Below are 13,862 nucleotides of genomic sequence, written 5' to 3'. Positions count from 1 at the left end.
CCGGGACCGCAGCGGTCGAGCGAAGGGTAACTACGATGTTGGACCTCCTCGGCCGGCTCGTGCACCAGGTGCGCTGGTGGGTGATCGCCGGCGCCGCGGTGTTCCTGGTCGCCGCCGGCGCCTGGGGAGCCGGTGCCTTCGACGACCTGGCCGCCGGCGGCTTCACCTACGCGGCGAGTGAGAGTTCCCGCGCCGACGAGGTCGAACGGGAGCAGCTCGGGCGCAACGACGCGGACGTCGTCGTGCTGTTCGGCAGCGACCGCTGGACGGTGGACGACCCCGCGTACGCCGACGCCGCCCGGCGCGTCCTCGACAAGCTCCCGACGGACCGGGTCGAGGGGGTGACCGACTACTGGCGGGCCAGAGTGCCCGCCCTGGTCAGCACCGACCGGCACGAGACCTTCGCGGCGGTGCAGATCGCCGGTGCCACCGAGAACGAGCGCCTCACCAACTACCTGGCCATCACCGATCACCTGACCAGCCCCGACCTCGACGTCACCGTCGGGGGACCGCTGGCGCTCATCGACGACGTCAACACGCAGAGCAAGGCCGACCTGACCCGCGCCGAGGCGCTGGCGCTGCCGATCCTGTTCCTGCTGCTGGTCCTCATCTTCCGTAACCTGCTGGCGGCGCTGCTCCCGGTCGTGGTCGGGGTGCTGGCGATCGTGGGTTCGTTGGCCGGCCTGCGGCTGCTCGCGCAGTTCACCGACATCTCGATCTTCGCCGTCAACGTGGTCACGCTGCTCGGCCTCGGGCTGGCCGTCGACTACAGCCTGTTCATGGTCAGCCGGTTCCGGGAGGAGCTCGGCGCGGGCCATCCGGTTCCGGCGGCGTTGCGGCGGACCATGGTCACCGCGGGCCGGACGATCGTCGTGTCCGCGGTGACCGTCGCGCTGGCGTTGGCCAGCCTGGCCGTCTTCCCGCAGGTGTTCCTCCGGTCGATCGCCGTCGGCGGGGTCGCCGCGGTGCTGCTGGCGGGGTTCTTCGCGATGACCGTGATGGCGGCGATGCTGGCCCTGCTCGGTACGCGTCTGCGGGAGCGCCGCAGGACGCCGGCCGGCACCGACCCGGACTCCGGCGCGTGGGCGCGGATCGCCCGTACCGTGATGCGCCGACCCGTGCTGGTCGGTGCCGCGGTCATCGCCGTGCTGGTGGTCCTCGGTCTGCCGTTCCTGCGCATCTCCTACGGCTGGCTGGACACCCGGGTACTGCCCGCCTCGGCGGCGAGCCGGCAGGTCCAGGACACCGTCGATCAGTCGTTCCCGGAGAGCGTCACCCGGCCGATCGAAGCCATCGTCACCCTGGACGGTCCGGCGAGCGCTTCCCCCGGCCGGGAGGAACTCGCCGCCTACGTGGACCGGGTGGCGGCGCTGCCGGACGTGCGGCACGCCGACGTCACCGGTGCCTCCGGCGACACCGTGCGGGTCACCGTCCAGTTCGACGTGGAGCCGATCTCCGAGCAGGGCCGGGACCTGGTCGACGCGGTGCGCGCCGTCGAACCGCCGCCCTCGGGCACGGTGCTGGTCGGGGGTGACGCCGCCGGGTTCGCCGACCTGATGGACATGCTCGCCGAACGGCTGCCGTGGATGGCGCTGCTGGTCATCGCCACCACGTTCGTGCTGCTGTTCTTCTCCTTCGGCTCGTTGGTGCTCCCGGTCAAGGCGATCCTGATGAACGTGCTCAGCCTGACCGCGGCGTTCGGCGCGGTGGTGTGGATCTTTCAGGACGGTCACCTCGACGGGCTGCTCCGGTTCACCTCCACCGGCAACATCGACGTGGTGCAACCGATCCTGATCTTCGCCGTCGCGTTCGGGCTGTCGATGGACTACGAGGTGTTCCTGCTCTCCCGGATCCGCGAGCACTACGACGCCAGCGGTGACAACACCGAGGCGGTCGCGGTCGGATTGCAGCGGTCGGGGCGGATCATCACCAGCGCGGCCCTGCTGCTGGTGGTGGTGATCGTGTCGTTCGCGACCTCCAGCGTGCTGGTCGTGAAGATCATCGGAGTCGGGCTGGCCCTCGCCGTCGTCGTCGACGCCACGATCGTCCGGGCGCTGCTGATGCCGGCCACCATGCGGCTGCTCGGCCGGCTCAACTGGTGGGTGCCCGGGCCGCTGCGACCGCTCTACCGCCGGTGGGGGATCCGTACCGAGGGCCAGGTGGGCGCGGAACGCGCCGTCGGGTGAGGGCTTGCGCCGCGCGCCCAGGTCGTCATCGGTGACCCGTCGACACCGCCGTGCCCGCTCAGGGCGGTCAGGCGATCCCTTCGCCGGGCACGGCGGGGCGGCGAACGGGGTGGCCGCGCCCGCCGTGCCCACGGTGTGGCGGCCCGCCGTGGCCCGGACGGGTCAGTAGATCAGGGCTCGGCCGAGGCCCATGTCGGTCAGACGGGTGGAGTGCACGATGCTGGTGACCTCCACGGCCTTCTGGATGCGGTCCTCCGGCGTGGTGTCGACCAGCCGGCGCCCGTCCCAGATCTCGTAGTCGCCGATCATGTCCAGGTGCGGCGTGATGCCCTCCTGGAACCAGTTCTCCCAGCGGGTGAGCTGGTCGGCCACCGGCAACTGTTCCCACAGCCGCATGCCGCCGCGGATGAGCTCGACCAGGCGGTCCTTCTCCTCCGGGTGCTGCTGCAGGTGCTCACGGATGATCGAGGTGCCGACCGCCAGGTGACGTACCTCGTCGATGGATGCGCCCTTCTCCATGTCCGCCATCCGGGGGTCGATCGGCCGCCACTTGCGTTCGCTCAGCTCGATCGACGGGGCAAGGAAACCCTCGACCAGGATGGTCAGCAACACCACGCCGCCCATGAAGTCCTGCTGGTCGCGGACGATCGGCATGCCGAGTTCCTCCAGCGGGTCGAGGATGCCAGCCTTGTCGCCCGCGGTCTGCTCGGCGATGACGGCGGCGACGTCCCGCTCGTCGACGCCGAGGTTCCGCAGGTGGTTGCGGAATATCATCGCGTGCCGGGTCTCGTCGACCAGTTGGGTGGCGTAGAACTCCGCCGTCGTCGAGTCCGGCGCGCAGGCCACGATGTGACCGATCGCGCGGGCCGCCCGCTCCTCGGCCAGCGCGCGGAACGCGACCTCCTGGATCAGCGCGTCCCGCAGTGGACCCGGCTCGTGGAGGAAGTCCGGGGTCACCAGCTCCGGGGCGTATCCGACGATGTTCCCGCGCAGCGTCCGCTGTGGGACGTTGGTGAACCAGTAATGCAGGTCGCAGTCGCGTGCGGTGAGCCGGATGCCCTCCGCGCCGTCGAACAGTGACGATGCCTGGTCCCAGTCGGCGGCGTCGGCCGCCGTCACCGCCGATCGCTCGTCGGTGCGGGGAACGGCGGCCTGGGGGCGGTACGTGACCACCGGCTGCTGGTGCAGGCTGGGCGCGGTGACCGGGGCAGCACCGACGGATTCGACGCCGGGCGTGGGTGTGGCGACCGGTGAACCACCGGATACCGCCGCGCCGCCCGGCGGCTGCGGAGCGTTCGTCGCCGGTGCCGACGCGTCCGCTGCCAACGCGGCGGCAGGGGCGGCCGGGGCGGCAACCGACCGCGGGGCCGGCGTGGCGCCCGCCGGCGCGGTGTCGTTCATGATGAACGGGTGGGTGCCGTCGAGGTAGTCGACCATCGGCGCCGCGACGCTGGCCCGCGACGGCGGGTGGAACGCGACGCACTGGCACGCCGCGATCAGGTAGGCCACGTCGGGGGAGCCGATGAACGACATGCCTCCGAGCATCTCGACCGCCTGCCGCGCGGCGTCGGTGATGGCGTCCTGCGCGCCGTACCGGGCCATCAGCACCCGGGCCAGTGCGTCGTTGTCCGTGTCGCCGGCCATCATGGCGCGGGCCGCGCCCTCCACCAGCTGTGTCGCCGTCTCCAGCCGGGTGCCCAGCGCGGCGCGGTCGGTGGTCGCGCCGCGTCCGGCGGCCAACGCGCGTTCCACGAGCGCGCTGGCCATGCCCAGGTACGACGCGGTGATGAGCAGCTCGAACCAGATGAACCCGACGGTCTGCAGATCGTCGAGCATCCCGTCCGGGCCGTTCTCGGTCGGGATGACCAGTTCCTCCTCGATGAACACGTCGGTCAGCCGGACCTCGTCGCTCTCCGCGCCGGCGAGCACGCTGCTGGCCCAGAACGGGTGGCGCGTCACGCCGCGCAGCGTGGCCGGCATGAGCAGGAACGCCGTCTGCAGGCCGCCGTCCGACGCCGGCACCGCCACGCTGGCCGTGAGCAGGTCCATGGAGTGGCTCAGGCTGCACGGCTTCTTCGACCCGTTGATCCGGTAACCGCCGGTGACCGGCGTCGCCGTCATCGTGGGGGAGAGGATCCCCTGGCTCGGGCGACCCTCGGCGAACCCGGACGAGAGCAGCAGGTTACGGCTGGTGATCGCTTCCAGCAGGGCCCACTCCATGCCGGAGTTCTTGATGCTCTCGGCGAAGGTGAACAACGTCGCCACCGAGAAGTGGTGCATCGTGGTCGCGACCGCCAGCGACGGCGCGTGGGCGCCGATGGCGCGGGTGACCCGTACCGCGTCCAACGGGGTGGCGCCGAGCCCGCCGTAGTCCTTCGGAATCACCAGACTGGGGCCGTTGCTGGCGCGGAACACCGGCAGTGTGCCGCCGCCGGAGGACTCCCGCTGCTCGAACGGAACCTTCGACAACCCGTCGAGCAGCCCCGGCAGGTACGACTCGCACAGCGCGCGGGCCTGGTCAAGCGATCGCACGGCGTTCCTCCAGTGCGGTAGCGGTCAACGGGGGATGAGCGCGTGGGCGGCCGTGCGACGCAGTTTGCCCGACGGTGTCTTCGGAAGGCTTCCCGGCGGCAGCACCACGACCGACGCCGGACGGGCGTCGACGTCGGCCACGACCCGGTTGACGATGGCGTCGCGGAGCGCCTGCTCGGCTGCCTGGCCACCGACCAGCCGCGACTCGACCAGCACCGCGAACGACTCGCGCGCCACGCCGTCACCGGCCATCAGCCGGACCGCCGCGACGTTGCCGTCCCGGACGCCGTCGACCGTGGCGGCCGCGCGCTCGATGTCGGTGGGGTAGATGTTGCGGCCGCCCATGATGATGACGTCCTTGCGCCGCCCGCAGACCACGATCTGGCCGTCGACCAGGTAACCCTCGTCGCCGATGTCCAGCCAGCCGTCGTCGTCCAGGGAGGCGGCCGGACCACCCGGCTGCGGGTCAGCCACGCGTTCCACTCCCCGCTGATGGAGCCGGTCCTCGCCGACCTGAGCAAGGTGGAGGCGGATCTCACCCACCGGCCGCCGGAGATCCCGCTGGTCTGCAACGAGACAGGCCGGGCCGTCGACATGCTCGAACCGGGGCACTGGAGCCGGCACGCACGGCAACCGGTGCGGTTCGCCCAGAGCGTGCGCTGGCTACGGGAGCAGGGGGTGACCCGGTTCCTGGAGGTCGGGCCCGACGGCGTACTGACGGCCATGGTCCTCGACTCCGTCGCCGACCTGGACGGTGCCGACCCGACCGGTGAGACGACGGTCGCCGTGCCGCTGCTGCGTACCGGACGTGACGAGGCGGACTCGACCCGGGAGGCGTTGGCCCGCCTCTTCGTCCGGGGCGTGGACATCGACTGGGCCGCGGTGGCCGGTGACGGTGGCCCGTACGTGGAGTTGCCCACCTATCCGTTCCAGCGCAGGCGGTACTGGCTGACCCCGCCGGCCCGGCCGCTGTTGGGGCAGCCGGTCGAGACCGGTCGACGCGTCCGGGCGGGCCGGGTTGCTGCCGACCGGTGAGCTGTCGATCGCCGCGCAACCGTGGCTCGCCGACCACCGGGTCGGCGGCGCGGCCGTCGTGCCGGGCGCGTTGCTGGCGGAGATGGCGGCCCGGGCAGGTGACCACGCCGGCTGTCCGGAGGTGGTCGAACTCCTGCTGAGGGCACCGCTGGTGCTTCCGGAGGCCGGCGCCGTCGAGACCCGGGTGGCCCTCGCCGCACCGGACGGCGACGGGACCCGTGCCCTGACGATCCACGCGTGCCCACCTGGCGGGTCGTGGACCGTGCACGCGACGGGAACCGTCGCCCCGGTGGCGACCAGCGACGCGACCCGGTTGAAGCTCTGGCCGCCACCGGGCGCGACCCCGCTGGAAACCGACGGGTTCTACGACCGCCTGCGCGCGGGCGGCTACGGCTACGGCCCGGTGTTCCAGGGCGTCCACCGGGCCTGGCGGCGGGGTGACGAGATCTTCGCCGACGTACGGCTGCCCGCCGACACCGCCGGTACGGCCGACCGGTTCCTGCTGCACCCGGCGCTGCTCGACGCCGCGCTGCACGCCCTCGCCCTGCTCGCTGACGCCGACGGGGCCGACGACGGGATCGCCCTGCCGTTCTCCTGGACCGGCCTGCAGGTGCACGCCCGTGGCGCGACGGCGCTGCGGGCCCGGCTGACAAGGGATGGCGACGGCGTCGACGTCGTCCTGGCCGACACGTCCGGCGCGCCGGTCGCCACCGTTCGGCACGTCGCACTCCGCCCGATCACCCCGGACCGGCTGGCCGCCGCGCCGTCCGCCGGCGGGCCGGGCGGCGGTTACGAGCTGCGCTGGGTACCGGCCGCTCCGGCCCGGTCCGGGCAGCCGGTGGTCTGGCTCGACGAGCTGACCGACGGCGACCAGGCTTCCGACCTGGTCTTCGCCGAACTGCCCCCGGGCGACGACGACCCGCACCGTACCGTGGTCGCCGCGCTCGACCTCGCGCGGCGCTGGCTGACTGACCCGCACGCCACCCGGTTGGTGGTGGTGACCCGGAACGCGACGGGTGACCGGCCACGCGACCTGGCCCAGGCGGCGGCGTGGGGCCTGCTGCGTTCGGCGCAGTCCGAACATCCCGGCCGGTTCACCCTGGTCGACCTGGACGACGACCCCGCGTCGCGGCAGGCGCTCGCGGCGGCCGGAGCCAGCGGCGAACCGCAGGTCGCGATCAGCGCGGGCGCCCTGCTGGTGCCCCGGCTCCGTCCGGCGGCCGACCGGGTGCCGGACGGAGCCGGGCCGCGACCGTGGAACCCACACGGCACGGTCCTGGTCACCGGCGGGACCGGCGCTCTGGGACGCTTCGTCGCCCGGCACCTGGTCGAGCGCGGGCGGGCCCGGCACCTGCTGCTCACCTCCCGCCGTGGACCCGACGCCCCCGGCGTCGCCGACCTGGTCGCCGAACTCCAAACCCTGGGCGCCGAGTCGGTCCGCGTCGTCGCCTGCGACATCGCCGACCCGGCGGCGTTGGTCGCGTTGCTGGCGTCCGTGCCCGCCGAGCATCCGCTCACCGCGGTGCTGCACCTGGCCGGTGTACTCGACGACGGGGTGGTCGAGGCGCAGACCCGGCAGCGGTTGGCCGAGGTGCTGCGGCCGAAGGTGGACGGCGCGTGGCGGCTGCACGAGCAGACCCGCGACGCCGACCTGGCCGCGTTCGTCCTCTTCTCCTCCGCCGCCGGGCTGTTCGGTTCGCCCGGGCAGTCGGGCTACGCGGCGGCCAACGCCTACCTGGACGCCCTCGCCCGGCACCGGCGTGCGCACGGCCTGCCCGCGCAGTCCCTGGCCTGGGGGCTGTGGGAGTTGCCGGACGGGATGGCCGAACAGGTCAGCGTCGCCGGCCTGCGGCGGATGCGCGGGATCGGCCTGGCACCGTTGCCGGTGCCGCGGGGACTGGAGCTGTTGGAGCGGGTCCTCGACTCCGACGCGGTCACCCCGGTCCTGGTCGACGTGGACACCGCACTGCTGGCCGGTCACGACCGACGGTCGGTGCCGGTCGTACTGCACGAGCTGATGGCCACCGGCCGTCCCGACGCGGATCCGGTCACCCCGGTCGCTTCACCCGGCGGCGCTGCCGGTGGCGCGGTGGCGACGGCCGGCGGCACCCGGCCGGACGACCTCGCCCGCACGCTGCCCGGGCTCGCCCCGGACGAGCAGGACCGGATGCTGCGCGACGTGGTGCTCGCCGAGGCCGCCCGGGTCCTCGGCCACACCTCGACCGCCGACCTGGACACCACCCGCAGCCTGCCCGACCTCGGCTTCGACTCGCTGACCGCGGTGGAACTGCGCAACCGCCTCGCCGCCGCGACCGGACTCACCCTGCCGGCCACGTTGGCCTTCGACTACCCGAGCGTGCGGGAACTGGTCGGCTACCTGCGCGGCGAGTTGCTCCCCGAGCAGGCGTCCACCCCGCTCGGTGTGCTGGAAGAGCTGACCCGGCTGGAGTCCGGCCTGGCCAACCTCGCCATGGACAACGTGGCGCGCAAGCGGCTCGCCGACGCACTCAACCGGCTGCTGTCGCTGGTGGACTCCAACTCGGACAAGATCGACGCAGCGGGGGACGACTTCTACGACCTGATCGCCTAGCAGCGCAACGGATGCGGGGGAAGGTCCCCTTGCTACCGCCTCGGCGGTGGCAAGGGGACCTTCCCCCGCAGATGAGCTCAGCCGAGCGGTTCGGCCTGTACCACGGTCACCTCGATGTCGGCGCCGAACAGTCCGACCAGGATGTCCCGCACCGAGTCGCGCATCGCCGCGCACGCCACCGGGTCGATCAGGCTTGCCAGCGAGGCGATGCCGAGGTCGAACCGGCTGTCGAACTCGACCCGCACGCTCTCGCCGGCCTCGACCACCAGCCACGATCCGGTGAACGTCGCGAAGTCACCCTTGGTCTGCTCGAAGCCGATCCGGCGGTTCACCGGGTCGATCGTGTCACGTTCGGTCCAGATCAGGATGCCCTTGCGGAAGTTCACCTCCCACTTCGACTCCACCTGGTTCGGGCTGATCCGGGTCACCCCGACCGTCCGTACCGTGTCGGTGAACTCCGGGTACGCGGCGAAGTCGGCCAACCGGTCGAACGACTCCTTGGCGTCTGCCGTGGGCAACAGGGCGTGCACGATGACGGAGCACTCCAAGGTGGCCTCCTCAACTAGGGTCGACGGTCACAGCTTCAAGCCCCGGATCAGGTGTCGCAGGCAGACCCGCCACGCGTCCTCCAGCTGCTCCCGGGTCATCGCGTCCGGTCCACCGGGGATCTCCCCGAACGACGTCGGCAGCAGTTCGGGGATGATGACCAGCCCGCAGACCGCCACCACGCCGTCGAGCCGGGCCAGGTCCTCGGGCGGCAGGACGTCCTCGAACGCCGGCCGCACCAGCCGCTCCACGATGGATGGATCGGCCAGCCGACCGGCCGGCATGTCCACCCCGCACTCGCCGGCGATCTCCGTCACCAGCTCCAGGTAGCGTTCCACCGGCATCCCGGCCGGCCCGGCGGTCAACCAGTACTCACCCTTGCGCAGGTCGGCGTCGAGCACCGCGCGGATGCCCCTGGCCACCATGTCCTGCGGCACGAGGTCGAAGAACGTCCCGGGGTGCGCCGGGATGAACGGCAGCTTCCCGGTCAGCAGGTATTCGGCGAGCAGGTGCACCGCCTGGTTCTGCCGGATGACGCCGGTACGGGAGTCGCCGATGACGATCGCCGGTCGGACGATCACCGAGTCCAGACCGCTGTCGCGGACCATCTGCTCGCCGAGGTACTTCGACGTCACGTACTCGTCGGTCCGGGCGGCCACCTTCTCCGTGCCCAACCGGCCACCGCCACCGGCCTGGCCGTACCGGGACACGTAGGCGGTGCTGACGTGGACCAGGGTGGCGTCCGCCTCGGCGGCCAACTCCATGACCCGGCCGAGGCCCTCGATGTTGAGCCGGTCCACTTCGGCCTGGTCGGCGGAGAAGTTGACGATCGCGGCCGAGTGGATCACCGCGTCGACTTGGGCGCACAGGTCGCGGTAGGCGCGACGGCCCAAGCCGAGCGAGGGGGCGTGCAGGTCGAGCTTGACCACCCGGTCCGAGCCGGCCGGCAGGCGCCGGTAGCCTGCGGCGATCACGTCGTACCCGGAGAGTTCGGCCAGCACGGCGGTGCCCACCACGCCGCTGGCCCCGGTGACCAGGACGGTGCGCCGCGTCATGCGGGTGAGCCGCTTCGCGCGGCGGGGAAACGCGCGGCCAGTGCGGCGGCGGCCCGCGTGAACGAGGCGACCAGCCGCATCTCCTCGTCCGGAGTCATCGTGGCCGGCGGGGTCAGCCGCAGCACCGGGTGCGCGTTCATCGAGTGGTTGACCACCACGTCGTTGTCGAGCAGGTCCATCAGGAACTCCGCGGCGTGGTGCCCGGAGCGGAACTCCACGCCGATGAGCAGCCCGGCGCCGCGTACCTCGGCCACCAGGTGTTCGATCGGCCGCACAGCCTCGCGGATCGCCGCGAGCAGCCGGCCGCCCACCTGTGCCGCCCGGTCGACCAGACCGTCTCCGCTGATCACCTCGACCGTGGCCCGGACCGCGGCCATCGCGAGCGGGTTCGCTGAGAACGTGGAGGTGTGCAGGTAGGGGTCCTTGTCGAACGGCGCGAACGCCTCCTCGGTAGCGAGGGTCGCCGCGACCGGCACCAGCCCGCCGCTGAGCGCCTTGCCGACCAGCAGGAGGTCCGGCCGTACGCCGTCGCGGTCCGCGCCCCACCAGGTCCCGAGCCGTCCCAGTCCGGTCATCACCTCGTCCAGGACGAGTATCGCGCCCCGTTCGCGACAGAGCGCCTCGACCGCCTTGAGGTAGCCGGACTCGGGGATGATCACCCCGCCCTCGCTCTGCACCGGCTCGACGACCACGCAGACGTCCCGGTCGACGACGGCCGCCAGCTCGTCCAGGTCGCCGAAGCTGACGTGGGTGACCTCGGGCAGCAGCGGGCGGAACGGGTCCTGATAGAGCGACCGCGCGGTGAGCGACAGCGCTCCGACCGTCTTGCCGTGGTATCCGCTGTGCATGGAGACCAGCCGGTACCGCCCGTTCGCCCGGGCGATCTTGATCGCGGTCTCCACCGCCTCCGCACCCGAGTTGGAGAAGTGCACCTTGACCAGGCCCTCCGGCGCCACCGAGGTGAGCGCCTCGGCGGCCCGGGCCGCGGGCTCGTTCAGCAGCACCCGGGTGGACAGCGCCTGCCGTTCGAGCTGGTCGCGCACCGCTCCGAGCACGGTCGGATTGCCGGCGCCGACGAAGAACACCCCGTAGCCGGCGCAGTTCAGCAGTTGGCGACCATCCGCGGTGTGCACGACAGCGCCCGTGGCGCTGACCTCCAGCGGAGTGTTGAGCATGGCCGCGACACGGCCGAGCCCCTCGCCGAGATGGCTGCGATAGAGCTCGAAGACACTGGAGGACACGGCGGAAGTCTGCCGGACCGGCTTCAAGGGATCAAGCGTCCACTCAGGATGACCCTTGGTGGCCGAACAGCGGACCCGTTGAGGATTGCTGGTCGCGTTGACCTTGCTCTAAGGTGCCGGCGTGGACGCGTACAGCGAGATCACCTATGCCGTTTCCGACCGGATCGCAACGGTCTCGCTCAACCGCCCGGAGGAGCGCAACGGCTACACCCTGCGGATGGCCGACGAACTTGCGCACGCGTTCGACCGGGCCGACCGCGACGACGACGTGCGGGTCGTCGTCCTCACCGGCACGGGCGAGCACTTCTGCGCCGGGCTGGACATGTCCGTGACGGAGTTCGACACTCCCGACGACCCGGAGGCCCACTGGGCGGAGCCGGCGGGCCGCTGCTCGATGCGGATCTTCGCGATGAACAAGCCGGTCATCGCCGCGATCCGGGGCGCGGCCGTCGGTGCGGGCGCCACCATCATCCTCCCGGCCGACTACCGGCTCGCCGCCACCGACGCCCGATTCGGGTACGTCTTCAGCCGCCGCGGCATCTACGCCGAGGGAGCGTCCGCGTGGTTCCTGCCCCGGCTGGTCGGGATGGGCTGCGCCCTCGACTGGATGATCAGTGGACGGGCCTTCGACGCCGCCGAGGCGCTCACCGCCGGCCTGGTGCACAGCGTGTACGAGCCGGAGCAGCTGCTCGACAAGGCCTACCAGCTTGCCCGGACCATCATCGAGACCACCGCGCCGGTGTCGGTGGCGGTGATCCGGCAGATGCTCTACCGGATGAGCGCGCTGGACTCGCCGTATCCGGCGCACCGGCTGGACTCCCGACTCTCCGCCGACGCCCTGACCAGCCCGGACGCCCAGGAGGGATTCGAATCCTTCCGCCAGCGGCGCGCCCCGGTCTTCCCTGGCCGGGTCAGTGCGGATCTGCCCGACCACCTCCCCTGGAGCAACGAATGACGTCTATGGTTTGCGCATGACTCCGCAGGCAGCCGGGCACGGTCCGGAAATCGCTGAACAGACCATCATCGCGGCACCGGCAGACGAGGTCTACGCGGCCGTCGCCGACGTGCGTCGGATGGCCCGGTGGAGCCCGGAGTGCTTCGCGGTCTGGGTGACCCGACGCGACGGCGGGCGGCCGCGGAACTTCGTCGGCTGGAACCGCCGGGGCCCGTTCCTCTGGTTCACCACCTGCCGGGTCGTCACCGCGACGCCGGGGCGCGAGTTCGCCTTCGACGTCACCACCTTCGGCCAGCCGGTGGCCCGATGGGGCTACCGGTTCACCGAAACCGACGGCGGCACCGAGGTGACCGAGTACTGGCGGGACCACCGCAACGGCGTGTCGCGGGTCCTCGGCCGGATCTTCACCGGCAAGGCCGCCGCCGACCGCCCGACGGTCAACCGGGACGGCATGCGCCAGACCCTGAGCCGGTTGAAGCGGGAGCTGGAAGCGGCCTGAAGTGACGCGTCCGGTACGGCTTCCGAATCAGGGCGCGCGGAGCGATCCTCGCAGCGGCAGACGCCGCTGAGCTTGCCGAGCCAGGCAGCATATCGACGGCGGACGTGGAGGCAGTGCTGCGAGCAGTCTGGCGCGGGTGACGGTGCCCTGGTCCTGCACCCCGGCGACATCGATGCGGCGCGGGCGGGCCACTGCCCGACCGGAATGGGGGGCCAGTGGGCGCGGCGAGACGGGTATCGCTCCGGCGGTGGGCCGGCATGCCCCGGTGGGCTCGGGTCGTCGTGATCGCCGCCGTCTGCGTCTTTGCGTACGGCGGGATCGTCCACCTGGGCGACCTGCTCGGTGTCCGACCGGGTGGTCCAGGCCCGTCCACCCCCACCTGGCTGATGCTGTACTTCACCTCGCTGACCGTGTTCGACCCGCTCGCGGCGCTGTTGCTAGCGCTGCGCCGGATCGAAGGGCTGCTGCTCGGCTGTGCCGTGCTCGGCAGCGACGCGGCGGCGAACGGGTACGCCAACTACGTGCTGGACACTGCCCCGGGGATCACGTCCGGCCGGATCGGGCAAGCGGTGATCACGGCACTCGCGATCGCCCTGATCGCGGCGGCGCCCAGGGTCGCGCCCTGGCTGTACCGGCCGTGGCGCGCTGGCGAGTGCGCTGTCCATGAACGTTCATCGGGTCTGATCGGTCAGGCGGCTTTGGTGCGAGGTCGGCCCCAGGGCTGTCGGCGTTCGCTGCGGACTCGGGCGGGTTCGCGGGGTTGAGCTGCCAGAACGTCGGGCTGACGGGCGTTGGCGTTGCGCCAGCGCAGGTGTTTCTGAAGCTCGCGGGCCAGCACCGTGTGGTCCGGGTGGTTCGAGCCGGCCACCGTGAAGGTCCGCAGTGGCCCGAACTGGGCCTCGATCGGGTTGGCCCACGACGCGCTGGTCGGGGTGAAACACCACTCGACCCTGTTCCGGGCCGTCCAGGCCCGGATGGCCGGGGTCTTGATCGCCGACAGGTTGCCCAGGATGAGGTAGATCGGTGCGCCGTCTGGACGAGCGGCGCGGATCGACTTGAGCGCGGGACAGGGTGTGATCGCCGCCCTTGCGGCGGCGGTTCACACCCCACAGCTGGACAGCGCACTTGGTGTACTGATCGGGGACGTTGGTCAATCGCGTGAGCAATGCTCGAAACCTGTGGATGAGCGCCGTGGGGGCGTACCCTCCCGGCGAGTCCAAGTC

11 protein-coding genes and 1 pseudogene are annotated in these 13,862 nt (G+C 71.8%); 6 read left to right on the top strand and 6 right to left on the bottom strand.

Annotation, left to right across the window (positions count from 1 at the left end):
• The first annotated feature begins 35 nt into the window (after positions 1 to 35).
• Entirely contained in the window at positions 36 to 2,186 is a 2,151-nt protein-coding gene (locus tag V6U90_RS20890) for an MMPL family transporter (protein ID WP_334439214.1), read from the top strand.
• A gap of 162 nt (positions 2,187 to 2,348) precedes the next feature.
• Here V6U90_RS20890 and V6U90_RS20885 read toward each other — a convergent pair whose 3' ends face one another.
• Positions 2,349 to 4,718, bottom strand: a complete 2,370-nt coding sequence (locus V6U90_RS20885) for an acyl-CoA dehydrogenase family protein (protein ID WP_334439212.1) — start codon at positions 4,716 to 4,718, stop codon at positions 2,349 to 2,351.
• Positions 4,719 to 4,742: 24 nt separating this feature from the next.
• On the bottom strand, positions 4,743 to 5,192 hold the full coding sequence (locus V6U90_RS20880; protein WP_334439210.1) for a hypothetical protein: 450 nt from the start codon (positions 5,190 to 5,192) through the stop codon (positions 4,743 to 4,745).
• Between the two features lie 18 nt (positions 5,193 to 5,210).
• Between V6U90_RS20880 and V6U90_RS20875 the strand changes: the two genes are divergently transcribed.
• Positions 5,211 to 5,753 (top strand): hypothetical protein, encoded by a 543-nt coding sequence (locus tag V6U90_RS20875; RefSeq protein ID WP_334439208.1) that lies wholly within the window; start codon positions 5,211 to 5,213, stop codon positions 5,751 to 5,753.
• Positions 5,737 to 8,343 carry a type I polyketide synthase gene (locus V6U90_RS20870; protein WP_334439205.1) on the top strand — a complete coding sequence of 869 codons (2,607 nt, stop codon included), beginning with the start codon at positions 5,737 to 5,739 and terminating at the stop codon, positions 8,341 to 8,343. The genes V6U90_RS20875 and V6U90_RS20870 overlap by 17 nt, the downstream gene beginning before the upstream one ends.
• 77 nt (positions 8,344 to 8,420) lie before the next feature.
• Here V6U90_RS20870 and V6U90_RS20865 read toward each other — a convergent pair whose 3' ends face one another.
• From V6U90_RS20865 to V6U90_RS20855, 3 genes are read right to left on the bottom strand one after another with little or no spacing between them, the layout of a single operon-like run.
• Positions 8,421 to 8,891 (bottom strand): type II toxin-antitoxin system RatA family toxin, encoded by a 471-nt coding sequence (locus V6U90_RS20865; RefSeq protein ID WP_334439202.1) that lies wholly within the window; start codon positions 8,889 to 8,891, stop codon positions 8,421 to 8,423.
• A 27-nt stretch (positions 8,892 to 8,918) separates the two neighbouring features.
• Positions 8,919 to 9,944: an SDR family oxidoreductase gene (locus V6U90_RS20860; RefSeq protein ID WP_334439199.1), complete on the bottom strand. Its 1,026-nt coding sequence runs from the start codon at positions 9,942 to 9,944 to the stop codon at positions 8,919 to 8,921.
• The gene (locus V6U90_RS20855; RefSeq protein WP_334439197.1) at positions 9,941 to 11,185 is read right to left on the bottom strand and encodes an aspartate aminotransferase family protein; all 1,245 of its coding nucleotides are present in this window, start codon (positions 11,183 to 11,185) and stop codon (positions 9,941 to 9,943) included. The genes V6U90_RS20860 and V6U90_RS20855 overlap by 4 nt, the downstream gene beginning before the upstream one ends.
• Before the next feature lie 121 nt (positions 11,186 to 11,306).
• Here V6U90_RS20855 and V6U90_RS20850 point away from each other — a divergent pair, with 121 nt between their 5' ends.
• The 3 genes from V6U90_RS20850 (at position 11,307) to V6U90_RS20840 (ending at position 13,403) form a co-directional block, all read left to right on the top strand.
• Entirely contained in the window at positions 11,307 to 12,140 is an 834-nt protein-coding gene (locus V6U90_RS20850; RefSeq protein ID WP_334439194.1) for an enoyl-CoA hydratase-related protein, read from the top strand.
• 16 nt (positions 12,141 to 12,156) lie between these two features.
• Positions 12,157 to 12,639 (top strand): SRPBCC family protein, encoded by a 483-nt coding sequence (locus tag V6U90_RS20845; protein WP_334439191.1) that lies wholly within the window; start codon positions 12,157 to 12,159, stop codon positions 12,637 to 12,639.
• A 257-nt stretch (positions 12,640 to 12,896) separates the two neighbouring features.
• Complete coding sequence (locus tag V6U90_RS20840; RefSeq protein WP_334439188.1) at positions 12,897 to 13,403, top strand: hypothetical protein; 507 nt, start codon at positions 12,897 to 12,899, stop codon at positions 13,401 to 13,403.
• Here the strand turns inward: V6U90_RS20840 and V6U90_RS20835 are convergent.
• Positions 13,328 to 13,862 (bottom strand): annotated as a pseudogene (locus V6U90_RS20835) (IS630 family transposase); the annotation flags it as partial. The gene V6U90_RS20840 and the pseudogene V6U90_RS20835 overlap by 76 nt on opposite strands.

The organism is Micromonospora sp. CPCC 206060 (genome assembly GCF_036906895.1).
Lineage (GTDB): Bacteria > Actinomycetota > Actinomycetes > Mycobacteriales > Micromonosporaceae > Micromonospora.
The sequence above is the reverse complement of the archived record's forward strand: the minus strand, read 5'-3'. Positions and strand labels throughout refer to the sequence as shown.